The organism is Burkholderia sp. RF4-BP95 (assembly GCF_001521985.1).
GTDB lineage: Bacteria > Pseudomonadota > Gammaproteobacteria > Burkholderiales > Burkholderiaceae > Burkholderia > Burkholderia diffusa.
The window spans coordinates 46,253-71,266 of sequence record NZ_LOSX01000016.1 but is presented as its reverse complement, the minus strand read 5'-3'; the positions used below and the strand labels follow the sequence as shown (position 1 = coordinate 71,266).

At 68.1% G+C, this 25,014-nt stretch carries 24 protein-coding genes; 13 read left to right on the top strand and 11 right to left on the bottom strand.

Going from position 1 to position 25,014, the window contains the following annotated elements:
* Positions 1 to 21 precede the first annotated feature (21 nt).
* The 10 genes from kdpC to WS46_RS04225 all read left to right on the top strand — a co-directional run bounded on the left by kdpC (position 22) and on the right by WS46_RS04225 (position 10,582).
* Complete coding sequence (kdpC, locus tag WS46_RS04270; RefSeq protein ID WP_059689394.1) at positions 22 to 603, top strand: potassium-transporting ATPase subunit KdpC; 582 nt, start codon at positions 22 to 24, stop codon at positions 601 to 603.
* A 147-nt stretch (positions 604 to 750) separates the two neighbouring features.
* Positions 751 to 3,594 carry a sensor histidine kinase KdpD gene (locus tag WS46_RS04265; RefSeq protein ID WP_059533263.1) on the top strand — a complete coding sequence of 948 codons (2,844 nt, stop codon included), beginning with the start codon at positions 751 to 753 and terminating at the stop codon, positions 3,592 to 3,594.
* Positions 3,587 to 4,285: a two-component system response regulator KdpE gene (gene kdpE, locus WS46_RS04260; protein WP_059533261.1), complete on the top strand. Its 699-nt coding sequence runs from the start codon at positions 3,587 to 3,589 to the stop codon at positions 4,283 to 4,285. Before WS46_RS04265 ends, kdpE begins: the two co-directional genes overlap by 8 nt.
* Positions 4,286 to 4,443: 158 nt before the next feature.
* Entirely contained in the window at positions 4,444 to 4,728 is a 285-nt protein-coding gene (locus WS46_RS04255; protein WP_059689393.1) for a DUF333 domain-containing protein, read from the top strand.
* Between the two features lie 179 nt (positions 4,729 to 4,907).
* Complete coding sequence (gene sugE / locus WS46_RS04250; protein WP_059533257.1) at positions 4,908 to 5,228, top strand: quaternary ammonium compound efflux SMR transporter SugE; 321 nt, start codon at positions 4,908 to 4,910, stop codon at positions 5,226 to 5,228.
* Between the two features lie 222 nt (positions 5,229 to 5,450).
* Positions 5,451 to 6,068 carry a DUF4126 domain-containing protein gene (locus tag WS46_RS04245; protein ID WP_040144699.1) on the top strand — a complete coding sequence of 206 codons (618 nt, stop codon included), beginning with the start codon at positions 5,451 to 5,453 and terminating at the stop codon, positions 6,066 to 6,068.
* 107 nt (positions 6,069 to 6,175) lie between these two features.
* On the top strand, positions 6,176 to 8,680 hold the full coding sequence (locus tag WS46_RS04240) for an ABC transporter permease (RefSeq protein ID WP_082725259.1): 2,505 nt from the start codon (positions 6,176 to 6,178) through the stop codon (positions 8,678 to 8,680).
* A gap of 42 nt (positions 8,681 to 8,722) precedes the next feature.
* Complete coding sequence (locus WS46_RS04235) at positions 8,723 to 9,133, top strand: group II truncated hemoglobin (RefSeq protein ID WP_059533253.1); 411 nt, start codon at positions 8,723 to 8,725, stop codon at positions 9,131 to 9,133.
* 103 nt (positions 9,134 to 9,236) lie between these two features.
* The gene (locus WS46_RS04230) at positions 9,237 to 9,968 is read left to right on the top strand and encodes an alanyl-tRNA editing protein (protein WP_059689391.1); all 732 of its coding nucleotides are present in this window, start codon (positions 9,237 to 9,239) and stop codon (positions 9,966 to 9,968) included.
* A complete protein-coding gene (locus WS46_RS04225) occupies positions 9,965 to 10,582 on the top strand; it encodes a DUF924 family protein (protein WP_059533249.1) in 618 nt (205 codons plus the stop codon). The genes WS46_RS04230 and WS46_RS04225 overlap by 4 nt, the downstream gene beginning before the upstream one ends.
* A 101-nt stretch (positions 10,583 to 10,683) precedes the next feature.
* On the opposite strand, the gene WS46_RS04220 is transcribed toward WS46_RS04225, so the two are convergent.
* The 11 genes from WS46_RS04220 to WS46_RS04170 form a co-directional block, all read right to left on the bottom strand.
* Complete coding sequence (locus WS46_RS04220) at positions 10,684 to 12,579, bottom strand: glycosyltransferase family 39 protein (RefSeq protein WP_059689446.1); 1,896 nt, start codon at positions 12,577 to 12,579, stop codon at positions 10,684 to 10,686.
* 229 nt (positions 12,580 to 12,808) lie between these two features.
* Positions 12,809 to 13,573 carry an SDR family oxidoreductase gene (locus tag WS46_RS04215; RefSeq protein ID WP_059689390.1) on the bottom strand — a complete coding sequence of 255 codons (765 nt, stop codon included), beginning with the start codon at positions 13,571 to 13,573 and terminating at the stop codon, positions 12,809 to 12,811.
* A 22-nt stretch (positions 13,574 to 13,595) separates the two neighbouring features.
* Positions 13,596 to 14,177 carry a TIGR00730 family Rossman fold protein gene (locus tag WS46_RS04210; protein WP_059533245.1) on the bottom strand — a complete coding sequence of 194 codons (582 nt, stop codon included), beginning with the start codon at positions 14,175 to 14,177 and terminating at the stop codon, positions 13,596 to 13,598.
* Positions 14,174 to 14,929: a TetR/AcrR family transcriptional regulator gene (locus tag WS46_RS04205; RefSeq protein ID WP_059533242.1), complete on the bottom strand. Its 756-nt coding sequence runs from the start codon at positions 14,927 to 14,929 to the stop codon at positions 14,174 to 14,176. Before WS46_RS04205 ends, WS46_RS04210 begins: the two co-directional genes overlap by 4 nt.
* 192 nt (positions 14,930 to 15,121) lie before the next feature.
* Positions 15,122 to 15,658, bottom strand: a complete 537-nt coding sequence (locus tag WS46_RS04200; protein ID WP_059689389.1) for a diacylglycerol kinase — start codon at positions 15,656 to 15,658, stop codon at positions 15,122 to 15,124.
* A complete protein-coding gene (locus WS46_RS04195; protein ID WP_059533238.1) occupies positions 15,655 to 16,689 on the bottom strand; it encodes a glycosyltransferase family 1 protein in 1,035 nt (344 codons plus the stop codon). Before WS46_RS04195 ends, WS46_RS04200 begins: the two co-directional genes overlap by 4 nt.
* 30 nt (positions 16,690 to 16,719) lie before the next feature.
* Entirely contained in the window at positions 16,720 to 17,658 is a 939-nt protein-coding gene (locus WS46_RS04190) for a UDP-2,3-diacylglucosamine diphosphatase (protein WP_059533236.1), read from the bottom strand.
* 269 nt (positions 17,659 to 17,927) lie between these two features.
* Complete coding sequence (locus WS46_RS04185; protein ID WP_373558352.1) at positions 17,928 to 18,368, bottom strand: RDD family protein; 441 nt, start codon at positions 18,366 to 18,368, stop codon at positions 17,928 to 17,930.
* Between the two features lie 78 nt (positions 18,369 to 18,446).
* A complete protein-coding gene (locus tag WS46_RS04180) occupies positions 18,447 to 19,208 on the bottom strand; it encodes a DUF3106 domain-containing protein (protein ID WP_059689387.1) in 762 nt (253 codons plus the stop codon).
* 26 nt (positions 19,209 to 19,234) lie between these two features.
* Complete coding sequence (locus WS46_RS04175; protein WP_059533231.1) at positions 19,235 to 19,660, bottom strand: DUF3619 family protein; 426 nt, start codon at positions 19,658 to 19,660, stop codon at positions 19,235 to 19,237.
* Entirely contained in the window at positions 19,657 to 20,220 is a 564-nt protein-coding gene (locus tag WS46_RS04170) for an RNA polymerase sigma factor (protein WP_059468121.1), read from the bottom strand. Before WS46_RS04170 ends, WS46_RS04175 begins: the two co-directional genes overlap by 4 nt.
* A 352-nt stretch (positions 20,221 to 20,572) precedes the next feature.
* On the opposite strand from WS46_RS04170, the gene WS46_RS04165 reads away from it, so the two are divergent.
* From WS46_RS04165 to ilvC, 3 genes are all read left to right on the top strand, one after another.
* A complete protein-coding gene (locus WS46_RS04165; RefSeq protein WP_059689386.1) occupies positions 20,573 to 22,336 on the top strand; it encodes an acetolactate synthase 3 catalytic subunit in 1,764 nt (587 codons plus the stop codon).
* 111 nt (positions 22,337 to 22,447) lie between these two features.
* A complete protein-coding gene (ilvN, locus tag WS46_RS04160) occupies positions 22,448 to 22,939 on the top strand; it encodes an acetolactate synthase small subunit (RefSeq protein ID WP_034207977.1) in 492 nt (163 codons plus the stop codon).
* Positions 22,940 to 23,034: 95 nt separating this feature from the next.
* On the top strand, positions 23,035 to 24,051 hold the full coding sequence (gene ilvC / locus WS46_RS04155) for a ketol-acid reductoisomerase (protein WP_059533228.1): 1,017 nt from the start codon (positions 23,035 to 23,037) through the stop codon (positions 24,049 to 24,051).
* Positions 24,052 to 25,014 lie beyond the last annotated feature (963 nt).

Below are 25,014 nucleotides of genomic sequence, written 5' to 3'. Positions count from 1 at the left end.
GTACCTGAAGGAAGAACCATCATGAAATCGTTGATTCGCCCGCTCGTCGTCATCTTCGTCGTACTGACCGTCGTGACGGGGCTCGCCTACCCGGCCGTGATGACCGTGTTCGGCCAGGCCGTGTTCCCGTCGCAGGCGAACGGCAGCCTGATCGAGAAGGACGGCAAGGCGGTCGGCTCCGCGCTGATCGGCCAGCCGTTCGATGCGCCGAAGTATTTCTGGGGCCGGCTGTCGGCCACGTCGCCGATGCCGTACAACGCGACGGGCTCCGGCGGCTCGAACCTCGGCCCGCTGAACCCGTCGCTCGCCGACCAGGTGAAGGCGCGCATCGCCGCGCTGCGCGACGCGGGCACCGACATGTCGAAGCCCGTGCCCGTCGACCTCGTGACGGCGTCGGCGAGCGGCCTCGATCCGGAGATCACGCCGGCCGCCGCCGCGTACCAGATCGAGCGGGTCGCGAAGGCGCGCAACCTGACGGCCGATGCGGTCGCGCAGCTCGTCGCCGCGAACACGGCCGGCCGCCAGTTCGGCGTGCTCGGCGAGCCGCGCGTGAACGTGCTGAAGCTGAACCTCGCGCTCGACGCGGCGCAGGCCGCGCACTGAGCGTATGCGACAACCGGCGTCCGGCGCGGCCCGATCCGCGCCGGACGCGCCTTTCCGACGGCGCATGCGCCGTCTTTGCCTTTTGCGGCGATTTGGAACAACAATGACGGTACTCGTTCGCAATCCCGCGCTTCGCCTTCCCGACGCATGAACCGCCCCGATCCCGACCAACTCCTCGACAAGCTGCAGCGCGACGAAGAAAAGCAGCGGCGCGGCCAGCTCAAGATCTTCTTCGGCGCGTCCGCGGGCGTCGGCAAGACCTACGCGATGCTGCAGGCCGCGCGCCAGCGCAAGCAGGATGGTGTCGACGTCGTCGTCGGCATCGTCGAGACCCACGGCCGCAGCGAAACCGCCGCGCTGCTCGACGGCCTCGACGTGCTGCCGCTCGCGCGCATCGACTATCGCGGCCGCACGCTCGCCGAATTCGATCTCGACGGCGCGCTCGCGCGTGCGCCGCAACTGATCCTCGTCGACGAGCTCGCGCATTCGAACGTGCAGGGCGCGCGTCACCTGAAGCGCTGGCAGGACGTCTACGAACTGCTCGACGCGGGCATCGACGTGTACACCACGGTCAACGTCCAGCATCTCGAAAGCCTGAACGACGTGGTCGGCGCGATCACCGGCATCCGTGTGTGGGAGACCGTGCCCGATCGCGTGTTCGACGCGGCCGACGAGGTCACGCTGGTCGACCTGCCGGCCGAGGAACTGCTCGCGCGGATGCGCGACGGCAAGGTCTATCTCGCGCAGCAGGCCGAGCGCGCGGTGCGCAACTTCTTCCGCAAGGGCAACCTGATCGCGCTGCGCGAACTGGCGTTGCGGCGCACGGCCGACCGCGTCGACGCGCAGATGCGCGAATACCGCGCCGACCGTTCGATCCAGCGCATCTGGCAGGCGCGCGAGCGGCTGCTCGTGTGCGTCGGGCCGGGGCCCGAGGCGCCGACGCTCGTGCGCGCCGCCGCGCGGCTCGCCGCGAGCCTGAAGGCCGACTGGATCGCCGTCTACGTGGAGACGCCGCGCCTGCAGCGGCTGCCCGACGCGCGGCGGCAGCGCACGCTCGACGCGCTGAAACTCGCGGCCGAGCTCGGTGCGGAGACGGCCACGCTCGCCGGCGACGACGCGGTCGCCGCGCTGATCGGCTACGCGAAGGTGCGCAACGTGTCGAAGCTCGTCGCGGGCGGCTCGCCGAAGGTCGGGCTCGCGCGCCGCTTCGCGCGGCCGTTCGGCGAAAAGCTCGCCGAACGCGCGGGCGATGTCGACCTGATGCTGATCCGTGCGTCGGCGAGCGACGAAGTGCGCGCGACGCCGCTCGACGCGCGCGCGCGCGACTGGCGCGACACGTTCGCGCAATTCGGCATGCGGCGTTCGCCGCCGCGCCACTACCTGTACGCGGCCGCGATCTGCGCGGCGATCACCGGCGTCGCGAGCATCGTGTCCGAGCGGCTCGACCTGACGAACCTCGTGATGCTGTACCTGCTCGGCGTCGTGTTTTCGGCCGTGCGGCTCGGGCGTGGGCCGGGCGTGCTGCAGTCGTTCCTGTCTGTCGCCGCGTTCGATTTCTTCTTCGTGCCGCCGCGCATGTCGTTTTCGGTCAGCGACACGCAGTACCTGCTGACCTTCTTCGGGATGCTGCTGACGTCGCTCGTGATCAGCCACCTGACGTCGACGCTGACGCGCCAGGCGAGCATCGCGCAGCGTCGCGAGCGCCGCACCGGCGCGATCTACGCGATGGCGCGCGAACTCGGCGCGGCGTTGACGACCGAGCAGATCGTCGAAATCGGCAGCCGCCACGTGGGCGAGGTGTTCCGCGCGCGCGTGGCGTTCCTGCTGCCCGACAGCGCGGACCAGGTGCGGCAGAAGATCGAGGAGCCCGATGCGGTCGTCACGCTGACGGGCGCGGATCTCGACAGCGACGTCGGCCAGTGGGTGTACGACCAGCAGAAGCCGGCCGGCCGCGGCACCGACACGCTGCCCGCGACCGCCGCGCTGTACCTGCCGCTGAAGGCGCCGATGCGCACGCGCGGCGTGCTCGCGGTCGCGTCGCGCGACCCGCGGGAGCTCGAGGTGCCCGAGCAGCTGCGGATGCTCGATGCGTTCGCCGCGCAGATCGCGCTCGCGCTCGAGCGCGTGCACTACGTCGAGATCGCGCGCGACGCGCTCGTCAACATGGAGTCCGAGCGGCTGCGCAACTCGCTGCTGTCGGCGATCTCGCACGACCTGCGCACGCCGCTCACGACGATCGTCGGTTTTTCGTCGATGCTCGCGAACGGACGCGCGGCCGCGCAGGACGGCGACGCCGCGGCGGCCGAGCGCTTCGCGCAGCGCGAGGGCGAGCTGGTCGACGCGATCCACGACGAGGCGCTGCGGATGACGGGCATCGTCACGAACCTGCTCGACATGGCGCGGCTGCAGGCCGGCAGCCTGCAGCTCAAGCGCCAGTGGTCGCTGCTCGAGGAAACCGTCGGCGCCGCGCTCGCCGCGTGCAAGCGGGTGCTCGCGCGGCATCCCGCGCGCGTGGCGCTGCCGGCCGACCTGCCGCTCCTGCAGATGGACGCGGTGCTGATGGAGCGGCTGTTCACCAACCTGTTCGAGAATGCGGCGAAGTACACGCCGCCCGATACGTCGATCGAGATCGGCGCCGAGCGCGTGACCGACGACGGCCAGCCGTTCGTGCGCGTGCACGTCGACGATCACGGCCCGGGCCTGCCGGCCGGCATGGAAACGCGGATCTTCGACAAGTTCACGCGCGGCGAGAAGGAATCGGCGACGCCGGGCATCGGGCTCGGCCTCGCGATCTGCCGCGCGATCGTCGAGGCGCACGGCGGTAAAATCGGCGCGCTCAACCGTACCGCGCCCGACGGCCGCGTGACGGGCGCGCGCTTCTGGTTCACGCTGCCGGTCGACACGCCGCCGGCCGTGCCTGCCGTACCCGACGACGAAATCGACGTGCCCGGCGCATCGTCCCCCTCCGAGCCATTGCCAGACCATGAGTGAACCGAGCCTGACCGTCGTCCTGATCGAGGACGAGAAACAGATCCGCCGCTTCGTGCGCGCCGCGCTCGAAGAGGAGGACATCGCCGTGTTCGAGGCGGAGACGGGCAAGCAGGGGCTGATCGACGCGGCGACCCGCAAGCCCGATCTCGTGATCGTCGATCTCGGCCTGCCCGACACCGACGGCCTCGACGTGATCCGCGAGCTGCGCGGCTGGTCCGAGGTGCCGGTGATCGTGCTGTCCGCGCGCACGCAGGAAGAGGAGAAGGTCGCCGCGCTCGACGCGGGCGCCGACGACTACCTGACCAAGCCGTTCGGCGTGTCCGAGCTGCGCGCGCGGATCCGTGCGCAACTGCGCCGGCGCAACCAGGGCGGCGCGAACGAATCGCCGAAGGTGGGCTTCGGCGGCGTGACCGTCGATCTCGCGCTGCGCCAGGTGTGGCGCGACGGCGAGATCGTGCACCTGACGCCGCTCGAATACCGGCTGCTCGCGACGCTCGTGCGGCATGCGGGGCGCGTGCTCACGCACCGTCAACTGTTGCGGGACGTCTGGGGGCCGTCGCACGTCGAGAGCCATCACTATCTGCGGATCTACATGGCGCACCTGCGCCAGAAGCTCGAGCGCGATCCCGCGCAGCCCGAGCACATCGTCACCGAAACGGGCGTCGGCTACCGGCTCGTCGGCGCTGCGTGACGGCCGCGGCATGCCGCGTGACGTGATCTGAATGCAAGGCCGTCGCGCCGGTGAAGTTGCATCGGCGCGACATTGCCGCCGCATGCGCCGGCCGTGCACACCGGCCACGGATTCCCCGCTATGCTGACCGTTCCGCGAACGAAACCGAGGAGCGTGCCATGTCCGTCCGTCTCGTCGTCATCAGTGCGCTGGCGCTTGCCGCGCCCGGCGCGTTCGCGCAGCCGCTGCCGCCCGGGCAGCAGCCTTCGGCACCGCAGCAGGCGCTCGCCAATCCCGCGTCGGTCAATTGCGAAAAGCTCGGCGGCCGCCACGTGATCCGCAACCTGCCGAGCGGGCAGGTCGGCATGTGCGTGTTCAAGGACGGCCGCGTGTGCGACGAATGGGCGTTGTACCGCGACGACCGCTGCATCGGCGGTGGCGGCGCCAAGCGCGTGTCGAACTGAGGCCGGACGCGGCAGGGCGGGCGTGGCCGCGCCAGGCGTCGGCCCGATCTCCGTTCGCGCCCGGCGCCGGTGCATCCGGCATGCCCGTAAGCCTCTTGTTATACTCGGCGCCGCCCGGGGACGACCCCGGGTCATTCGCTTCAACGGGGACGGCCCCATCCGATCCGGAGTACGTCGAGATGGCGTGGGTATTGTTGTTGATTGCCGGTTTGCTGGAAGTGGCGTGGGCGGCCGGCATGAAATCGTCCGAGGGTTTCACGAAGCTCGGACCCTCGGTGTTTACGATCGTGACGGCGCTTGCCAGCTTCGGGCTGCTCGCGGTCGCGATGCGCCAGTTGCCGCTCGGCACCGCGTATGCGGTGTGGACGGGCATCGGCGCGGTCGGCGCGTTCGTGTTCGGGATCGTGATGATGGGCGAGGCGCTCACCGCCGCCCGCGTCGCGAGCGCGTCGCTGATCGTGCTCGGGCTGGTCGGCCTGAAGCTGTCGTCGGCCGCCTGACGCCGCCGCGCCGGGCGCCGGCCGGCGCCGGTGCCCGGCCGTGACGCACTGCGGAATTGCGCCGGCCCTCGTGCCAGCCTGTCTATAATGGAACGCATTCGGGCCTGAATGTCGCCGCGCCGCGCTCGGCAGCGGCGCCGGTCGCCACGCGCCGCGCGGCCGGTCGTACCGGCTCGATCCGATCAATCGGCAAAGCGCACGGAAAAGTGCAAGGAGAGGGCCATGATCGAAGCCATTTCGCTCGGCGCGGGGCTCGCGTGGGCGAGCGGGCTGCGCCTTTACCTGACGGTGCTGATCGCCGGCGTGCTCGCGCGGGTCGGCTGGCTCCATCTGCCGGACACGCTCGCGGTCCTGACGTCGCCGTGGGTCATCGGCGCCGCCGCCGTGCTCGCCGTCACCGAATTCCTTGCCGACAAGATTCCCGCGTTCGATTCGCTGTGGGACGCGGTGCACACCTTCATCCGCATTCCGGCCGGCGCGGTGCTGGCCGCCGGTGCGCTCGGCCATGCCGACCCGACCGTGCTCGCGGTCGCCGGGCTGGCCGGCGGTTCGCTCGCCGGTGCCGCCCACGTCGCGAAGGCCGGCACGCGCGCGCTGATCAACCTGTCTCCCGAGCCGATCTCGAACTGGGTCGCGTCGTCCACCGAGGACGGCCTCGTGTTCGGCGGCCTCGCACTCGCATTCTTCGTTCCGCTCGCGTTCCTCGTCCTGCTCGCGGCGTTCATCGCGGCGTCGGCCTGGGCGCTGCCGCGCCTGTGGCGCGGCGTGTCGGGCGGCTTTCGCGGGATGGCGAACCACATGGTGTCGCGGCTCAACTCGATCGGGGGCAAGCGCGATTGAAGGCGCCGTCCCCCGTCGAGCGGCAGCACGCTGACCCGTCGCCGGCCGGGCGGCCCGGCCATGCCGGCCTCTTCGGCTGGCACGACCTGATCCGCCAGGCCGCGCGGATGACTGCGCGCGACTGGCGCGCCGGCGAACTGACGCTGCTCGTGCTGGCGCTGGTGCTCGCGGTCGCCGCGCTGACGAGCGTCGGCTTCCTCGCCGACCGGCTGCGCCAGGGGCTCGAGCGCGATGCGCGCCAGATGCTCGGCGCTGATTTCGTCGTGCGCGCCGACCATCCCGTCGATCCGTCGTTCGACCGCGAGGCGCGCGCGCTCGGGCTGCGCACCGCGACGACCGCGATCTTCCCGAGCATGATCGCATCGGCCGCCGGCGGGCAGGCGAGCGATGCGGCGCCCGCGCGCCTCGCGGCCGTGAAGGCCGTATCGCCCGGGTATCCGCTGCGCGGCGCGGTCGAGATCGTGCCGGCCGGCGAGAGCGCCGCGCACAAGGCGACCGCGATCCCCGCGCCCGGTACCGTGTGGGCCGATCCCGCGCTGCTCGACGCATTGCATCTGAAGGCGGGGGACACCGTGCGCGTCGGGCTGCGCACGTTCACGGTCGCCGCGTCGATCTCCCGCGAACTCGATCGCGGTTTCTCGTTCGTCAATTTCTCGCCGCGGCTGATGATGCGCGCGGACGAGCTCGCCGCGACGGGGCTCACCGGTTACGGCAGCCGCGTCACGTACCGGCTGCTCGTGGCCGGCGACACACCGGCCGTCGCGCGCTTCGAGGCTTACGCGCACGGGCGCGTCGACGGCGGCAAGCTGCGCGGCGTCGGTCTCGAATCGTTGCAGGAAGGCCAGCCGCAGGTGCGCCAGACGCTCGATCGCGCGCGCCATTTCCTGACGCTCGTCGCGCTCCTGACCGCGCTGCTCGCGGCGGTCGCGATCGCGATGGCCGCGCAGCGCTACATGCGGCGCCATCTGGATGGCTGCGCGACGATGCGCTGCCTCGGCGTGAGCCGCCGCACGCTCGGCGCGCTGTTCACGCTCGAATTCGCCGGCATCGGCATCGTCTCGGGCGTCGCCGGCGCGGTGCTCGGCTACGGCGGCCACTGGGCGCTTCTCGCGGCGCTCGGCAGCCTGATCGACGTGGTGCTCCCGCCGCCCACGCCTTGGCCCGCGCTCGTCGGGATCGGCGCCGCGCTCGTGCTGCTGCTCGGCTTCGCGCTGCCGCCGCTCGCGCCGCTCACCCGCGTGCCGCCGGTGCGCGTGCTGCGGCGCGACTGGGGCGACGCGTCGCGCACGGCCTGGGCCTTGTATGCGCTCGGCGTCGTGCTGTTCGCGGGGCTGTTGATCGTCGCGGCAGGCAATCTGAAGCTCGGGCTGATCGTCGCGGGCGGGTTCGCGGGCGCCCTGGTCGGTTTCTCGCTGATCGCACGGCTCGCGCTGTATGCGGCGGCGCGCGCGGTGCGCGATGCGCGCGTGGCCGCAGGCGTCGGCTGGCGCTACGCGCTCGCGTCGCTGCACCGGCGCGGCACGGCCAGCGCGCTGCAGATCACCGCGCTCGCGCTGGGCCTGATGTGCCTGCTGCTGATCGCGATCACGCGCAACGACCTCGTCGCCGGCTGGCGGCAGTCGACGCCGCCCGATGCGCCGAACCAGTTCCTGATCGACATCCAGCCCGACCAGCGCGACGACGTCGCGGCATGGCTCGCCGCGCACGGCGTACGCGACGCGGTGCCCGCGCCGATGGTGCGTGGCCGGCTCGTCGCGATCAACGGCAAGCCGGTGAACCCGGACGCGTATCCGTCGGACGAGGCGCGCCGGCTCGTCGACCGCGAGTTCAACCTGTCGTATACGACCGAGCTGCCGTCCGACAACCGGATCGTCGAAGGCGACTGGTTCGGCCGTTCGGCCAGCCCGCAGATCTCGATCGAGGCCGGGCTCGCGAAGACGCTGAACGTGAAGCCGGGCGACACGCTGCGCTTCGACGTGACGGGGCTGACGGTCGATGCGCCGATCACCAGCGTGCGCAAGCTCGACTGGGGCTCGTTCCGCGTCAACTTTTTCGTGCTGATGCCGCCGCCCGTGCTGAAGGATTTTCCGGCCGTCTACGTGACGAGTTTTCACCTGCCGGCCTCGCAGGCGGCGCTGCTCGATCCGCTGATCGCGCGCTACCCGAACCTGACCGCGATCGACGTTGCGCCGATCCTCGCCCAGTTGCAGCGGATGATGCTGCAGGTGGTCGGCGCGGTGCAGTTCCTGTTTGCGTTCACGCTCGCGGCGGGCGTGCTCGTGCTGTACACGGCGCTCGCCGGCTCGCGCGACGAGCGCGTGCGCGAGGCCGCGCTGCTGCGCGCGCTCGGCGCGTCGCGCGCGCAAATCAATGCGGTGCAGCGCGCGGAATTCATCGTCGTCGGTGCGCTGGCCGGCGCGCTGGCGTCGGCCGGTGCGATCGCGGTCGGCTGGGTGCTCGCGTCGCGCGTGTTCGACTTCCAGCTCGCCGTCGATCCGTGGCTCGTGCCGGCCGGCATCGCGGCCGGCGTCGCGTGTGCCGGTGCGGCCGGCTGGCTGAGCCTGCATAATGTGTTGCGGCGCCCGGCGCTGCAGTCGCTGCGCGACGCCTGAGCGTCGCCGGCGGCCCCGACTATCCCGTTTCCGATTATCCGTATGACCGATGTGAATGATGAGGCGCCGTCGCAACCGACGGCGTTCGAGCTCGTGGGCGGCGAAGCCCGCGTGCGTGAAATGGTGGATCGCTTTTACGACCTGATGGACCTCGAGCCCGAGTTCGCGGAGATTCGCGCGCTGCATCCGGCGTCGCTCGACGGCTCGCGCGACAAGCTGTTCTGGTTCCTGTGCGGCTGGCTCGGCGGCCCGGATCACTACATCAGCCGGTTCGGCCACCCGCGGCTGCGCGCGCGGCACCTGCCGTTCCCGATCGCGTCGGTCGAGCGCGATCAGTGGCTGCGCTGCATGGCGTGGGCGATGGAGGACATCGGGTTGGCCGAGCCGCTGCGTGAACGGCTCATGCATTCGTTCTACGACACGGCCGACTGGATGCGCAACCGGCCCGGTTGATCGACCGGTACGCCGCTGTCCGTACGCCGGACGATCTGCGTCTGGGCGCCTGGCCGGCGCGGCGCGACACTGTCCGCTTCCCCAACGATACGAGGCTCGCCCGATGACGACCCACGCACTGTTTCGTGAAGATGCCTATCTGACGCAATGCGAGGCCGTCGTCGCGGCCATTGGCGATGACGGCATCCGGCTCGACCGCACCGTGTTCTATCCGCTTGGCGGCGGGCAGGCCGGCGACAGCGGCACGCTGACGCTGCCTGACGGCAGCGCGATCACGATCGCCGACACGCGCAAGGCGAAGTTCGACGGCGCAACGCCCGACGACGCCGTGCACGTGCCCGCGACGGGCCAGGAAGCGCGCGTCGCGGCGCTCGCACCCGGCGCGCGCGTGATCGCGGACATCGACTGGCTGCGCCGCTACCGGCACATGCGGCTGCATACGGCCGCGCACCTGATGTGCGCGGTGTTGCCGTATCCGGTCGACGGCTGCAGCGTGACAGCCGACTACGTACGGCTCGATTTCGCGACGTCGGACGCGATCGATCGCGTCGACGTCGAGCGCCGTCTCGCGGCGCTGGTCCACGGCGCGCATGCGGTCACGACCGAATGGATCACCGACGCCGAGATGGCCGAGCGGCCCGACCTCGTGCGCACGATGAGCGTGAAGCCGCCGATGGGGCTGGGCCGCGTGCGGCTGCTGCGCATCGAAGGCGTCGATCTGCAGCCGTGCGGCGGCACGCATGTGCGCAATACGTCGGAAATCGGCGACCTGCGGGTCGCCAAACTTGAAAAGAAGAGCGCGCGGACTCGGCGCCTCGTACTGGAGTTTGCATGACGATCGACAACCTGACGGACAGTGCCGCGGCGCTCGATCCGCAAGCGCGCGAGATTCTCGATTTCTGGTTCGGCGAGCCGGGTTCGGTCGAGTTCGGCCACGCGCGCAAGGTGTGGTTCAACGGCGGTGCGGCGTTCGACGACGTGCTGCGGACGCGCTATGGCGCGTTGCTCGACGCCGCGTGCGACGGCGCCCACGATCGCTGGGCCGACACGCCGCTCGGTGCGCTCGCGCTGATCGTGGTGCTCGACCAGTTTTCGCGCAACATTCATCGCGGCACGCCGCGTGCGTTCGCCGCCGATCCGAAGGCGCTGGCGCTCGCGCGGCGCGTCGTCGCGGCCGGGTGGGACGCGCGATTGCCGAGCGGCCATCACCGCGCGTTTGCGTACCTGCCGTTCGAACATGACGAGTCGGACGAGAGTCAGCGCGAGGCCGTGCGACTGTGTGCGGGCATTCGCGGCGAGGCCGGGTGCGAGAGCTATCACGACTTCGCGTTGCGTCATGCGGCCGTGGTCGAGCGCTTCGGCCGTTTTCCGCACCGGAACGCGATTCTCGGCCGTACGTCGACCGATGCGGAGACGGCATTCCTGCGCGAGCCGGGCTCGTCGTTCTGACGTGCGGGGTGGTGGGGCGGCGCGCGTGAAAGCGCGCTCGAGCGCCGCTTGGCCGGCCTTCCGGAAATGACGACGGCGCCGTTTCGCGGCGCCGCCTTGCATCACTGCGTTTCGTGCTCTTCGGGGGTGCGCACGTAGACGCGCAGCAGTTCCTCGTCGTCGCCCGGGCGGGCGCCGGTCCAGAACAGCTTCCATTCGCTGCCCGGCGCCGGATCGACTGCCCGTACGCCCTGGACGATCATCCACGTGCAGCGTGTCGTCTTCGCGTCGTCGATCGGCGTGTGCTGGATACCGGAGAAGTAGTACAGCATCGGCGCTTCCGATTCGCCGAGCCCGTGCAGGCTCGCCATGCAGTCGCCGTCGCTCCATTCGAGCGCGAGATGCGCATTCAGGTCGTCGAACACCGACCGGTAACTCTTCGCGACGTCGAGCCACGGCAGCAACAGCGTATACACGAGACCCCACGCGACCAGCGCGCCCGCGCCCCACGACAGCGCGCCGCGCCACAGGCCGGTCGTGCGCAGCTTCGGCAGCAGCCACAGCCAGCCGACCGTCAGCACGAGCGCGCCGATCACGAGCCCGGGCACGATCGGCATCGTCCAGTCGAGCGGCAGCCATCGGCCGAGCGGCGCGAGGTCCGCACGCGATGCGCCCGGATCGGCCATCACCGCCCAGATTCCCCACGCGAGCGCGACGACGGTGCCGAACAGCAGGCGGCTCAGGTAATCCCACGCGAGATGCAGCCCGCGCGGCAGGCGCTCGATCGCCTGCGCGGCAACCAGCGCGAGCGGCGCGAAGAACGGCAGGATGTAGAGCTGGCGCGAGGTCGCGGACACTTGCAGCACCGCGAGGCCAACCCCGGCGAACAGGACGGGCAGCGCGATGCGGGGCGTGCGCCAGTCGCGCCATGCGCCGCGCGCCAGCGCGACGATCGCGAGCGGCGCGACCGGGAAGCCGAGCAGCAGGAACGCACGCAGGATGAAGAACGGCTTGTCGTTTTCCGCGCCGAGTTCCGGCACCGAGAAACCGAAGAAGCGGCCGACGTTGTTGTCCCAGAACCAGGTCATGAACAGCGTCTCGGAACGCAGGAACAGCGCGGTCGGCCAGATGAGCGCGAACGGTGCGAACACCAGCGCGGCGACCCCGAGCGAGCGCGCGAACGCACGCGTACGGCACGCGGGGTAGAGCACCAGCGCGCCCGTGAGCGTGGCCGCGAACACGAGCGGCACGAACAGGCCCTTTGCCATCAGCGCGATGCCGACGCCCGCGCCGAAGATCGGCGCGGCCCAGCGGCCGGACGGCCGCACCGGCAGCCCGTGCCGCATCCGGCGCGCCCGCGCGACGTGCTGCGTCACGAGCTCGAGCAGGCCGCAGAAGCCCATCGCGGTGCCCGCAAACAGCGCGACGTCGGTCATCATGTCGTGCACGTGCTTGACGACGACGAGCGTGCTCGCGCTCAGCACGACGGGGCCGATCACGCGCAGGTCGAGCCAGCTGTCGGCCCGGCTGGCACTGCGCGCCGCGCGTGCGATGAAGCCGAACGCGAGCGCCGCGAACAGCGCGCTCGCGAGCCGTGCCGCGTCGTGCAGCGGCATCACCCGCTGCAACAGCCACGCGAGGCTCGTCGCGACCCACGCGTACAGCGGCGGCTTTTCCATGAACGGCTGGCCCGCGTTGGTCGGTACGACGAAGTCGCCCGTCTCGAGCATGTGCTGGATGATGCCGAACGTATAGGTTTCGTCCTGCTTCCATGGATCGTGGCCGAGCACGCCCGGCAGCGTGTACGCGCAGACCAGCGCGGCAACCAGCAGCCAGACGCGCCAGCCGAGCCGGAGGACGCGATCGCGGGCGGTGTCCGCCGCGGCGGTGCCGGCCACGGCGGGGGTACCGGCGGCATGGAGTGTCGCGCTGAGGTCGGGATCGGTGGCTGATCGGGCGTGCGTGGCCGGAGCGGGCACGGACGTGCGTCGCCGGCCGGGCGCTGCGGTTCCTGGCATGGAAAAGATCTCGGTCGGGTCAAGCCGGTCCGGCGACATGGGCCGGACCCAATAAGGGTCGCATCAAAGCGAGATGACAGCCGGATGACCGGCTGTTTTTTGACTTGGCGCTAGTAGAGCACGGAACTGTTACGGATGTTTACTGAAATGGTCACGATATTGTGGAGATTTGTGGTGTCGTGACCACGGACCGCTTCAGCGGTCCGTTTTTCCCCCTTTTGGGGCGCGATTACCGGCCGCCGCCGACGTCGAGCAGGGCGCCCGTCGTGTATGACGCCGTATCGCCGAGCAGCCAGACGATCGCTTCCGCGATCTCCTGCGCCTCGCCCGCGCGGCCGAGCGGCGTCTGCGCGCCGAGGCGTGCCGCGCGGCCCGGCTGGCCGCCGCTCGCATGGATTTCGGTCTCGATCAGGCCGGGCCGCACCGCGTTGACGCGCACGCCGTGCGGGCCGAGTTCCTTCGCGAGGCCGATCGTCAGCGAATCGACCGCGCCCTTCGAGCCGGCATAGTCGACATACTCGTTCGGCGAACCGAGCCGCGATGCGATCGACGACACGTTGACGATCGCGCCGCCGCGCCCGCCGCGATCGGTGGACAGCCTGCGCGCAGCTTCGCGCGCGCACAGGTAGGCGCCGAGCACATTGGTATCGAACATCCGCCGCAGCCGGTCGACCGGCATGTCGGCGAGCGGCATCGACGGCGCGACGATCCCCGCATTGTTGACGAGCGCGTCGAGGCGACCGAACGCCGCCGCGACGGTGTCGAACATCGCGATGACGTCCGCTTCGTTCGCGACGTCGCCGGCGACGACGCACGCGCGTGCGCCGACGTCGCGAACGGCTTGCGCGGTCAGTTCGGCTGCCGCCGCGTCGCGTGCGTAGTTGATGCCGACGTCCCAGCCGCGCTCGGCCGCGAGCACGGCGGTCGCGCGGCCGATGCCGCGGCTCGCGCCGGTGATGAGGACGGCCTTGCGCTCGGACGACGGTGCGGGCATCGCGTGCGGCTCCCGATAGACGTTACTTGGCCGCGTCCGGCGCCCACTTGTCGCGAACGGGCGGCTGGTAGCGGCGCAGCTGTTCGATCAGCGCGACCGGTTCGGCGTCGAGGCACAGCGCGTCGAAGTAGGTCGGGCGCATGAAGCCTTCGTCGACCGTGTGGCGCAGCAGCGCGATCAGCGGATCGTAGAACGAATCGATGTTGTACAGCGCAACGGGCTTGCGGTGATAGCCGAGCTGCGCCCACGTATAGACCTCGAAGAATTCCTCGAGCGTGCCGGCGCCGCCGGGCATCGCGACGAACGCATCCGCGAGGTCGGCCATCATTTTCTTGCGATGGTGCATGTCGGGCACGACGTGCAGCTCGGACAGCCCGGTATGGCCGACTTCCTTGTCGACCAGCAACTCGGGAATCACGCCGACCGCATGGCCGCCGGCCGCCATCACTTCATCGGCGATCACGCCCATCAGGCCGACGCGGCCGCCGCCGTAGACGAGCGTGAGGCCCGCATCGACGAGCGCGCGGCCGAACGCGCGCGCGGCGTCCGCATAGACGGGCCGCACGCCGGACGACGAGCCGCAGTAAACACAGACTGCCTTCATTGTTTCGCATCCTTCGCGGCGGGCTTGGCGGCGACCGGGCTGCCCGCGGGGCGCGGCGAACCGTCGCGCGGCGGCAGGTAGTCGGTGAACTGGCGCTTGGGCAGCTTGCCGGAGACGAGATCGTCGAACAGCTGGCGCGAACGGCCGCGCAGGTACGGAGCCATGATCGAGATCACGTGCATGCTCACCTGGTGCAGCTCTTCGCGGATTGCGTCCTGGTCGTTGTATTTGCGCGGGTGCATCACGTACTGATACGACAGCCAGTACGTCGAGATCACGGCCATGTTGGTGGCGATGACTTCGATCTCGGCGGGCGTCGCGACCATTTCGGCGTCGGACACGAGCAGCTCGCACATGTCGTGCGCGAAGCGCACCTTGTGGCTGATGATCTGCTTGAAGTGCGTCTCGAGCGTGCGGTTGCGCGCGAGCAGGTCGTTGAGGTCGCGATACAGGAACCGGTAGGTCCACATGAAGTCGGCCATGTACTGCAGGTACGACCAGGTTTCGTCGATCGTCGGACGGTGATCTTCGGGAAAGCGCAGTCGCCGTTCGATCTGCTGCTCGAACTGCGCGAAGATGCTGTTGATGATGTCGTCCTTGTTGCGGAAATGGTAGTACAGGTTGCCTGGACTGATTTCCATTTCCTCGGCGATCGTCGTGGTCGTGACGTTCGGCTCGCCGATCTCGTTGAAGAGTTTCAACGACAACTCGAGAATCCGTTCGCGGGTGCGGCGGGGAGGTTTCGCTTCCATGTCGTCCGGCCCTGTGTGTGCCGGACTGGCGGGCGCTGCAATCGATGCTGCGAGATTCGTCCGGCGCGGGTTGCTGTTCTAAGTCTGGCGGACGATTATAAACCGCGCTTTCCTTACAACGGGCGCATTTCGTGATCGCGATGCGTTCGGCGCATGGTGCAGCGCCGCACGCAGGCGGTGCCGCAGGTGCCGTCAGAAGCCGAACCAGCGTGCGATCACCGGGCCGAGCACGAAGCCCCATGTCGTCACGCACGCGAACAGCGCGACCGTGACCGCCGCGCTGCCGAGATCCTTCGCGCGCTTCGACAATTCGTGGCGCTCGAGCGAGATGCGATCGATCGCGGCCTCGACGCTCGAGTTCAGCAGCTCGACGATCAGCACGAGCAGCACCGACGCGATCAGCAGCGCGCGCGATGCGGCGGGGACCGGCGAGAACGCACCGATCGGCAGCATCAGCGCGGCGAGCGTGAGCTCCTGGCGAAACGCGCTCTCCTCGCGGATCGCGACGCGAAACCCGTTCAGCGAATGCTTGAGCGCGTACCACGCGCGCGTGATGCCGCGGTGGCGCTTGTACGGATTCGGCGGCAGCGGCGCGAGCCGATCGTCGGGGCCGAGCGGTTCGTGCGTGTGCACGTCCGCGTCGGCGTGCGGCTCTTCTTCGTCGAACGGACGATGCGGTTGCGCCGTCGCGGCAGGGGGCGGGGTCTTGTCGTTCAGGTCTCGTTTCAAACGGCGGCACCTTCGGCGGGCGAGTACGCAGTCTTCGGCAGCGGTTTCAGATGCGACGCAAACTGCTCGGACGCCGCGCGCCACGAGAAGCGCTCGGCCCATGCGCGGGCAGTCTCGCGTTCGATCTTGAGCGCCTCGAGGCAGGCTTCCTGCAGGTCTTCGTGCATCGCGCCGGCATCGCCCCCGCCGAGCACGTCGATCGGGCCCGTGACCGGGTACGCGGCGACCGGCGTGCCACACGCGAGGGCCTCCAGCAGCACGAGGCCGAACGTGTCGGTGCGACTCGGGAACACGAACACGTCGGCCGCAGCATACACCTTGGCGAGCTCGGCTTGCGACAGGACGCCGAGATAGTTCGCTTCCGGATAGCGCGATTTCAGTTCGGCGAGCGCGGGACCTTCGCCCGCGACCCACTTCGAGCCGGGCAGGTCGAGGCGCAGGAACGCCTCGACGTTCTTCTCGATCGCGACGCGGCCGACGTACAGGAAGATCGGCCGCGCGGTATTGAGCACCTTCGACTCCATCGGCCGGAAGATGTCGAGGTCGACGCCGCGCGTCCACAGCACGACGTTCGTGAAGCCGAACTTCTCGAGGTCCTGCTTCACGACCGGGGTCGGCGCCATCACCGCGAGCGACGGCCCGTGGAACCAGTGCAGGAACTTGTAGGTCGCCGACAGCGGAATGCCGAAGCGCGCCTGCACGTATTCCGGAAAGCGCGTGTGATACGCGGTCGTGTACGGCAGCTTGCGCGCGCGCGCATAGCGTCGCGCGGCGAGGCCGAGCGGGCCTTCGGTCGCGATGTGCAGCGCATCGGGGGCGAACGCATCGATCCGGGCGCGCAGCTTGCGGTACGGCAGGATCGACAGGCGGATCTCGGGGTAGGTCGGGCAGGGCACCGTGCGGAATTCCAGCGGCGTCAGCATTTCGACCCGGTGGCCGAGCGCGGTGAGTTCGCGGGAGGTGCTCTTCAGCGTGCGCACGACGCCGTTGACCTGCGGCTCCCACGCGTCGGTGACGATCATGATCTTCATCGCGGCATGTGTCCTGTAAGTGGAGTTGTGTCAGGCGGTGGCCTTGGCCTTGCGCGACGGGGCTGCGGACGGCGCGGCGCGCATCGCCGTCCAGTAGATGATCTTCAGCTCGCCTTCCATCGTTTCGACGAGCGCGGACAGGCTCTCGACCCAGTCGCCGTCGTTGCAGTACAGCACGCCGTCGATGTCGCGGATCTCCGCCTTGTGGATGTGCCCGCACACGACGCCGTCGCAGCCGCGGCGGCGCGCCTCGTCGGTCATCACGGTCTCGAACTGCGAGATGAAGTTCACGGCGTTCTTCACCTGATGCTTCAGGTACTGCGACAGCGACCAGTACTGGAAGCCCAGCCGGCTGCGGATCCGGTTGAACCAGCGGTTCAGCACGAGGATCAGCGTGTAGAGCGTGTCGCCGAGATACGCGAGCCATTTCGCGTGCTGGATCACGCCGTCGAACAGGTCGCCGTGGACGATCCACAGGCGCTTGCCCGCGAGCGTCGTGTGAAATGCCTCGCCGCGCACCTGGATGTCGCCGAACGCGAGGTCGCAGAACTGCCGCGCGCCTTCGTCGTGGTTGCCCGGGATGTAGACCACCTGCGTGCCCTTGCGCGCCTTGCGCAGGACCTTCTGCACGACGTCGTTGTGCGCCTGCGGCCAGTACCAGCCCTTCTTCAGCTGCCAGCCGTCGATGATGTCGCCGACGAGGTACAGGTATTCCGAATCGTTGTGGCGCAGGAAGTCGAGCAGGTACGGCGCCTGGCAGCCGCTCGAGCCGAGATGGATGTCGGACAGCCAGATCGTGCGGTAGCGATGGGTGGACGGCTCGGGGTCGTCGTGCTGCCTGGCGTGCGCGGCCGTCGGCTCATGCGACGAAAGGGCATCGGTTGCGGCCGAGCCGGACAGGAAGGCGGTGACGGCGCGGGCGCCGAGCGGTTGACGGAACAGGGAGGTCGCGGACGTTTTCTGGCCCATGCATGACTCGCGCCGGTTGACATTACCGGCATTGCGCCATGCGGGCGTGACCATGCCGTGACAGTCACGAGACGTTCTTATTACTGTCGTTCCGGCGTGTTTAGCAGTGAATGCGGCGGCGTTGCGCAATCTGCCGAACCGACCGCCTCGCGGCGATCGGGCAAGCCGTGAGCGGTGGCCGTAATTGCGCCTTCGAGGGGTTTCGTCTGATGGATGCGCCGACGCGCGGAATGGGAGCGGTCGCGCGGACCGCACGTCGCGTCACCGCGTCAGCGCGGAATCGCGACGACGCGCGTGCGGGCGATGCGGTCGTGCGGGAACTGGCGATCGGCGTGCAGGCGGGCGGCGGCGGCCCATGCGACGATCCACGCGGCCGCCAGTGCGAGCGTGACGGGCACCGGCAGGCCGAGGAGCGGATGCAGCGCGAGCGGGGGCAAAAACCACAGCCACCCGAGCGCGTAGCGGACGAGCGCGTGGCCGGCGCTCAGCGGACGGCCGGTCGACGATTCGAGCCGCAGCCGCCAGGTCTTCATCGGCAGCGTTTGGCCGCCATGGGTCCAGAACCAGACGAAGTACGCGCCGACGACGAGCGCGATCCACGCGGCGAGGAGATTGTGGTGAACGAGGCCGTTGCGCTGCTGCGTCGCGAGGCTGAATGCGAGGCCGGCGAAGAACACGATGCCGAACAGCAGCACGGCTTCGTACAGCATCGCGGCGAGGCGTCGCCGCACGGACGGCGCGGCGACGACGGCCTGGGCCTGGGGTGCGGGGGCGCTCGCCACGTCGGGTCAGGATCCCTTGAACATCGACGGCGCGTCGGCCGGCGAGACGGGCGTGACCGTCGCAGGCGCGGGTGCGGTGCCCGGCGTGGATGATGCCGCGACGGGCGGCGTGCCGCCGCCGGACGTCGCGGGCGCCGATGCCGGCGCGGCGTTGCTCGCCGGATGCTCGTGCGAATTGACGAGGCGGCGCACATCGCGGTCGGCGACCGTCGGCGGCGCGCTGACGACGCTCGGCCGGCGACGGCGCTCGGTCGCGGCGAGGCGCTCCTTCTGTTCTTCGGGAAGTTGCTGGTAGGCCTTCCACGCACGCTCGCGCGCCTGCGCGGACAGTTCCTTCGCGCTCTGGTAATTCTCGCGCGCGACGCGGCGCTGCTCGGGCGTCATCCGCGCCCACTCGGACATCCTGTCCTGCAGGTGCTTCTGCTCATCGGGCGTCAATTTCGCGAAACGTGACGCGATCTTCAGCCATTTGCGCTTGCGTGCATCGCTGAAGCCGTCCCATTGATCGGCGAACGGCGCGAGTGCCGCGCGTTGCGCCGGTGTCAGGCGCGCCCACGACAGCGGGCCGTTGGCGGCCGGCAGCGGCAGCGGCAGCGGGGCGAGTTCGGTGGTCAGCCCGGCGGCGGCCGAAGTCGGCGCGGGCGCGCTGCTGGCCGCGGCGGAGACCGTCGCGGCGGGCGGGTTGAATCGGGAATAGGTGGCGACGTAGGAAACGGCGATCGCGATCACGCATCCGAAAAATACGGCCAGGCCGCGTTTCTGACTCACCCGTGCGATCCCCTCGTCATTCTCTGTTAGCGTGCGTGCGAAAGATACGCGTTGAACCCGTGATCGAGATACGCGTTGAGCGGCAGGTCGTCGCTGAGCATCGCCGCGTCGATGTCGGCGAGTTCGGCAGTGCGCTGCATGTCTTCCCAGTACGCGATGCCGACGAGCCCCGCGAGCAGCAGCGCGAGCGGCCAGGCGCGCAGCAGGCGGCGCGCGAACGACGTCTGCGGGCGACTCGCGGGCGGCGTGCCGTATGCGGCGGCGGCACCGGCGAAGGCGGGCACGAACACCGGCGCGGTCGCGGCTTCCGGCTTCTTGCGCGCGAGCGCGGCCCGGCGCGCGACGGCCAGACGGTCGGCGGTCGCGGCAGGCAGCGCCGCGGCACGTTCGTCCAGCGCGCGGCGGACCTTCAGCGCGAATTCGTGTTCTCGATTTACGGGAGCGGAGCTCATAGCGTGATTCCTTTGGCCTTGAGCGCTTGCGCCAGGGTGTGGGTGGCTCGCGAGCAGTGCGTCTTGACGCTGCCTTCGGAGCACCCCATTGCGGCGGCAGTCTCGGCGACATCCATATCTTCCCAATAACGCATCAGGAACGCTTCCCGTTGACGCGTTGGAAGTTTCTGGATTTCTTCGTCGATCAGGGCCAGAACCTGCTCCCGCTCGAGGCGGTGCTCGGTGCTCTCGACGCCCGCGTTGTCGTCTGCGGACTCGAGCGTTTCCAGCGGATCGAAGTCTTCGTCGTCCGTGTTGTTGAGCGACGAGAAGAGCGTCACCCAGGTATTGCGGACCTTCTGCCGGCGGAACCAGTCGTGGATCGCGTTCTGCAGGATCCGCTGGAACAGCAGCGGCAGCTCGGCCGCCGGCCGGTCGCCGTACTTCTCCGCCAGCTTGATCATCGCGTCCTGCACGATGTCGAGCGACGCATCGTCGTCGCGCACGGCGTACGCAGCCTGCTTGAACGCGCGCCTTTCGACGCCCGCCAGAAAGTCGGCGAGTTCCTTGTCTGATGCCATTCCGTAAAGGTATGCGCTGCGGACTGCGGCGTGTGAAAGGTCGAAAAATTTCGTAAAACCCGCGGATGCTAACAAATTTTCGCGCGACTTGGCACCGTCGATGGCTCGGTACGTTGCGCGCGAGCAGCGTCCGCGGGCCGCCGGGCGGGGCGCATGATGCGCTGCGGGATATTTTGCTTGACGACCCAATCATGACCCGCTATCGTCAGCGATTCGCAACATGAAGTGATGGTCTCATTTGAGGCTGGCCCAAGAAGCCCGCCCTTCAAACTGGACGCGCCGCTTGAACCCGAGCCACAAGCCCGGCAGAGAGCACCCGATCAATTTTTTGCCGAAAATTCGAAAGGTCAAAATGAACATGCCCAGCGCGGAATTCTCCACGTCGGAACCCCTTTCCCCTCCCGATAGCGACTCCATCGGCGCCACCGTGCTCATGAAGGCACTGGCCGACGAGAACGTCGAATTCATCTGGGGCTATCCCGGCGGCTCGGTACTCTACATCTACGACGAGCTCTACAAGCAAGACAAGATTCAGCACGTGCTGGTGCGCCACGAACAGGCGGCCGTGCACGCAGCCGATGCGTATGCGCGTTCCACCGGCAATGTCGGCGTCTGTCTCGTGACGTCCGGCCCCGGTGTCACCAATGCGGTGACCGGCATTGCAACGGCCTACATGGATTCGATCCCGATGGTCGTGATCAGCGGCCAGGTGCCGACTGCCGCGATCGGCCAGGACGCGTTCCAGGAATGCGACACGGTCGGCATCACGCGTCCGTGCGTGAAGCACAACTTCCTCGTGAAGGACGTGCGCGACCTCGCGGAAACCGTCAAGAAGGCGTTCTACATCGCCCGCACCGGCCGTCCGGGCCCGGTGCTGATCGACATCCCGAAGGACATCTCGAAGACGCCGTGCCAGTACGAGCCGGTCAAGAGCGTGTCGCTGCGCTCGTACAACCCCGTCACGAAGGGCCATTCGGGCCAGATCCGCAAGGCCGTGTCGCTGCTGCTGTCGGCGAAGCGTCCCTATATCTATACGGGCGGCGGCATCATCCTCGCCGACGCCGCGCGCGAACTGAACCAGTTCGCCGACCTGCTCGGCTACCCGGTCACGAACACGCTGATGGGCCTCGGCGGCTATCGCGCGTCGGACAAGAAATTCCTCGGCATGCTCGGCATGCACGGCACGTACGAAGCGAACATGGCGATGCAGCACTGCGACGTGCTGATCGCGATCGGTGCCCGCTTCGACGACCGCGTGATCGGCGACCCGGCGCACTTCGCGTCGCGTCCGCGCAAGATCATCCACATCGACATCGACCCGTCGTCGATCTCGAAGCGCGTGAAGGTCGACATCCCGATCGTCGGCGACGTGAAGGAAGTGCTGAAGGAGCTGATCGAGCAACTGCAGACGGCCGAGCACGGCCCCGACACCGAGGCGCTCGCGCAATGGTGGAAGGACATCGAGGGCTGGCGTTCGAAGGACTGCCTGAAGTTCGACCGCGACAGCGAGATCATCAAGCCGCAATACGTGGTCGAGAAAGCCTGGGAGCTGACGGACGGCAACGCGTTCGTGTGCTCGGACGTCGGCCAGCACCAGATGTGGGCCGCGCAGTTCTACCGTTTCAACAAGCCGCGTCGCTGGATCAATTCCGGCGGCCTCGGCACGATGGGCTTCGGCCTGCCGGCAGCGATGGGCGTCAAGATGGCGCACCCGGACGACGACGTGCTGTGCATCACGGGCGAAGGCTCGATCCAGATGTGCATCCAGGAACTGTCGACCTGCCTGCAGTACGACACGCCCGTGAAGATCATTTCGCTGAACAACCGCTATCTCGGCATGGTCCGCCAGTGGCAGCAGATCGAATACAGCAAGCGCTATTCGCATTCGTACATGGATGCGCTGCCCGATTTCGTGAAGCTCGCCGAAGCGTACGGCCATGTCGGCATGCGGATCGAAAAGACCTCGGATGTGGAGCCGGCGCTGAAGGAAGCGCTGCGCCTGAAGGACCGCACCGTGTTTCTCGACTTCCAGACCGATCCGACCGAAAACGTCTGGCCGATGGTACAGGCCGGCAAGGGCATCACCGAGATGCTGCTCGGATCGGAAGATCTGTAACGGCGCGACGCGCGCCGGGGCCGGAGCGGCCGCCTTCACGAAGGGCGGTGCGGCACCGGGCGGCGCGCGGCGCGAGTGAATCGACACGGACACATTCTGGAAGAAGCGAACATGAGACACATCATTTCCGTCCTGCTGGAAAACGAACCGGGCGCGCTGTCGCGCGTGGTCGGTCTGTTTTCCGCACGCGGCTACAACATCGAAACCTTGACGGTGGCGCCGACCGAAGACCAATCGCTGTCGCGGCTGACCATCGTTTCCATTGGCTCGGACGACGTGATCGAACAGATCACGAAGCATCTGAACCGCCTGATCGAGGTGGTGAAAGTGGTGGACCTGACCGACGGTGCACACATCGAACGCGAGCTGATGCTGATCAAGGTACGTGCAGTAGGCAAGGAGCGCGAAGAAATGAAGCGGATGTCGGATATTTTCCGCGGCCGCATCATCGACGTGACCGAAAAGACCTACACGATCGAATTGACGGGCGCGAGCGACAAGCTCGACGCATTCATCCAGGGGCTGGACGCGACCGCGATCCTAGAGACCGTGCGTACCGGCAGCTCCGGCATCGGACGCGGCGAGCGCATCCTGAAGGTGTGATGCCGGACAGGCACGCCGGGTGCGCCGTCATGTCCCGGCCCGCAGTACTCCATCTGAACGAATTGTTGAATTTTTGAATTGGCGAAGGAACCATCATGAACGTTTTCTACGATAAAGACGCTGACCTCTCCCTCATCAAGGGCAAGCAAGTCACGATCATCGGCTACGGCTCGCAAGGCCATGCGCACGCACTGAACCTGAAGGACAGCGGCGTGAACGTGACGGTCGGCCTTCGCAAGGGCGGCGCGTCGTGGAGCAAGGCCGAAAACGCAGGCCTGTCGGTCAAGGAAGTCGCGGAAGCGGTGAAGGGCGCGGACGTCGTCATGATGCTGCTGCCGGACGAGCAGATCGCCGACGTGTACGCGAAGGAAGTGCACGCGAACATCAAGCAGGGCGCCGCACTGGCATTCGCACACGGCTTCAACGTCCACTACGGCCAGGTGATCCCGCGCGCCGACCTCGACGTGATCATGATCGCGCCGAAGGCTCCGGGCCACACCGTGCGCGGCACGTACTCGCAAGGTGGCGGCGTGCCGCACCTGATCGCGGTTGCGCAGAACAAGTCGGGCGCGGCACGCGACATCGCGCTGTCGTACGCGGCAGCGAACGGCGGCGGCCGTGCCGGCATCATCGAGACGAACTTCCGTGAAGAAACCGAAACCGACCTGTTCGGCGAGCAGGCCGTGCTGTGCGGCGGTACCGTCGAGCTGATCAAGGCAGGTTTCGAGACGCTGGTCGAAGCCGGCTACGCGCCGGAAATGGCGTACTTCGAGTGCCTGCACGAGCTGAAGCTGATCGTCGACCTGATCTACGAAGGCGGCATCGCGAACATGAACTACTCGATCTCGAACAACGCCGAATACGGCGAGTACGTGACGGGCCCGCGCGTCGTCACGGAAGAGACGAAGAAGGCGATGAAGCAGTGCCTGACCGACATCCAGACGGGCGAATACGCGAAGAGCTTCATTCTCGAGAACAAGGCAGGTGCGCCGACGCTGCAGTCGCGCCGCCGCCTGACGGCCGAGCACCAGATCGAGCAGGTCGGCTCGAAGCTGCGCGCGATGATGCCGTGGATCGCGAAGAACAAGCTCGTCGACCAGACGAAGAACTAAGCACCGCGTGCTGTTCCGGCCCTTCGAGTGGAGGGTCGGTATCAAAAAGCCGTCCGAAGGCAGCAGTGCCCCGGGCGGCTTTTGCTATCCTACGGGCTTTGGTGCGACACGCACGCTCGTGTCCGGGCAGTCCCAACGTAAGGGACATCGACTAGCGGTGTTAAGGAGGCGTCAGTACGAGCCTTACCAGCCGCGAAAAGTGCAATGTGGGCCTCACGAAGCCCGGCAGTCTTTGCACTTCTGGTAACGAGACGAACCCGGTATGGGTATGCCGGGTATCGCCATAGGCGATGTCCGGTGTGCTGAACTACGCCGGACTTCGCATTGCATTGACCTGATTACCGTCAGGTTCCGCCCAGTCAGCGGCTTCATCTCCGCTGACCAAGCGGATTGGAGTATGCAAATCCCGCGCCTTCGGGCTACGGATTCGTTGCGCGATACGAGCGATAGCTCGGTGTGTCATTGTTCGGCCTCACCAGCAGCAAGGGTGAGTGAAGGGAACCTGCTGTACGACCAGCAGTAGCCTAGGAAGACATGCGTCACTGGTAACGGTGGGGTGTGAAGCTCTTCTGACAATGTAGCCTCCGGAAGTTTCGGGCACGCATGAGTCGCGAGACACGTGCGTGGAGACTCCCAGCAGCGATGGGGTCAAGGAGCTAGGCTGACCGACATGGTTAACGTAAGTGAACTGCTGATAAACCTCGTAAGTAGTGGAAGTGCCTAAGCTGCTGTCAGGCATGAACCAAAAGGTGTGCGGTCGGATAACCCGTTCAAAGCTCGGGTTACGTCGTCGCTGGACCGCCGGGGGAGAGGCAGAACCTAAATCGGTCGTGTGACATGCCGGGAACGTGGTAAGCCCGTATTGCTGCCAACGCGTGAGCGCTGGCAGGCGAACCGTGAGGAACGCTGTTGGCAGTGCGGGTATGGGAGGACGGAGAAAGCGAACGCCGGGCTGTAATGGTC

Excerpts from the sequence above, each read along its gene's own strand:
- kdpC (WP_059689394.1), top strand. The coding sequence starts at position 22 with ATGAAATCGTTGATTCGCCCGCTCGTCGTCATCTTCGTCGTACTGACC.
- WS46_RS04265 (WP_059533263.1), top strand. The coding sequence starts at position 751 with ATGAACCGCCCCGATCCCGACCAACTCCTCGACAAGCTGCAGCGCGAC.
- kdpE (WP_059533261.1), top strand. The coding sequence starts at position 3,587 with ATGAGTGAACCGAGCCTGACCGTCGTCCTGATCGAGGACGAGAAACAG.
- WS46_RS04255 (WP_059689393.1), top strand. The coding sequence starts at position 4,444 with ATGTCCGTCCGTCTCGTCGTCATCAGTGCGCTGGCGCTTGCCGCGCCC.
- sugE (WP_059533257.1), top strand. The coding sequence starts at position 4,908 with ATGGCGTGGGTATTGTTGTTGATTGCCGGTTTGCTGGAAGTGGCGTGG.
- WS46_RS04245 (WP_040144699.1), top strand. The coding sequence starts at position 5,451 with ATGATCGAAGCCATTTCGCTCGGCGCGGGGCTCGCGTGGGCGAGCGGG.
- WS46_RS04240 (WP_082725259.1), top strand. The coding sequence starts at position 6,176 with ATGACTGCGCGCGACTGGCGCGCCGGCGAACTGACGCTGCTCGTGCTG.
- WS46_RS04235 (WP_059533253.1), top strand. The coding sequence starts at position 8,723 with ATGACCGATGTGAATGATGAGGCGCCGTCGCAACCGACGGCGTTCGAG.
- WS46_RS04230 (WP_059689391.1), top strand. The coding sequence starts at position 9,237 with ATGACGACCCACGCACTGTTTCGTGAAGATGCCTATCTGACGCAATGC.
- WS46_RS04225 (WP_059533249.1), top strand. The coding sequence starts at position 9,965 with ATGACGATCGACAACCTGACGGACAGTGCCGCGGCGCTCGATCCGCAA.
- WS46_RS04220 (WP_059689446.1), bottom strand. The coding sequence starts at position 12,579 with ATGCCAGGAACCGCAGCGCCCGGCCGGCGACGCACGTCCGTGCCCGCT.
- WS46_RS04215 (WP_059689390.1), bottom strand. The coding sequence starts at position 13,573 with ATGCCCGCACCGTCGTCCGAGCGCAAGGCCGTCCTCATCACCGGCGCG.
- WS46_RS04210 (WP_059533245.1), bottom strand. The coding sequence starts at position 14,177 with ATGAAGGCAGTCTGTGTTTACTGCGGCTCGTCGTCCGGCGTGCGGCCC.
- WS46_RS04205 (WP_059533242.1), bottom strand. The coding sequence starts at position 14,929 with ATGGAAGCGAAACCTCCCCGCCGCACCCGCGAACGGATTCTCGAGTTG.
- WS46_RS04195 (WP_059533238.1), bottom strand. The coding sequence starts at position 16,689 with ATGAAGATCATGATCGTCACCGACGCGTGGGAGCCGCAGGTCAACGGC.
- WS46_RS04190 (WP_059533236.1), bottom strand. The coding sequence starts at position 17,658 with ATGGGCCAGAAAACGTCCGCGACCTCCCTGTTCCGTCAACCGCTCGGC.
- WS46_RS04185 (WP_373558352.1), bottom strand. The coding sequence starts at position 18,368 with ATGCTGTACGAAGCCGTGCTGCTGTTCGGCATCGTGTTCTTCGCCGGC.
- WS46_RS04175 (WP_059533231.1), bottom strand. The coding sequence starts at position 19,660 with ATGAGCTCCGCTCCCGTAAATCGAGAACACGAATTCGCGCTGAAGGTC.
- WS46_RS04170 (WP_059468121.1), bottom strand. The coding sequence starts at position 20,220 with ATGGCATCAGACAAGGAACTCGCCGACTTTCTGGCGGGCGTCGAAAGG.
- WS46_RS04165 (WP_059689386.1), top strand. The coding sequence starts at position 20,573 with ATGAACATGCCCAGCGCGGAATTCTCCACGTCGGAACCCCTTTCCCCT.
- ilvN (WP_034207977.1), top strand. The coding sequence starts at position 22,448 with ATGAGACACATCATTTCCGTCCTGCTGGAAAACGAACCGGGCGCGCTG.
- ilvC (WP_059533228.1), top strand. The coding sequence starts at position 23,035 with ATGAACGTTTTCTACGATAAAGACGCTGACCTCTCCCTCATCAAGGGC.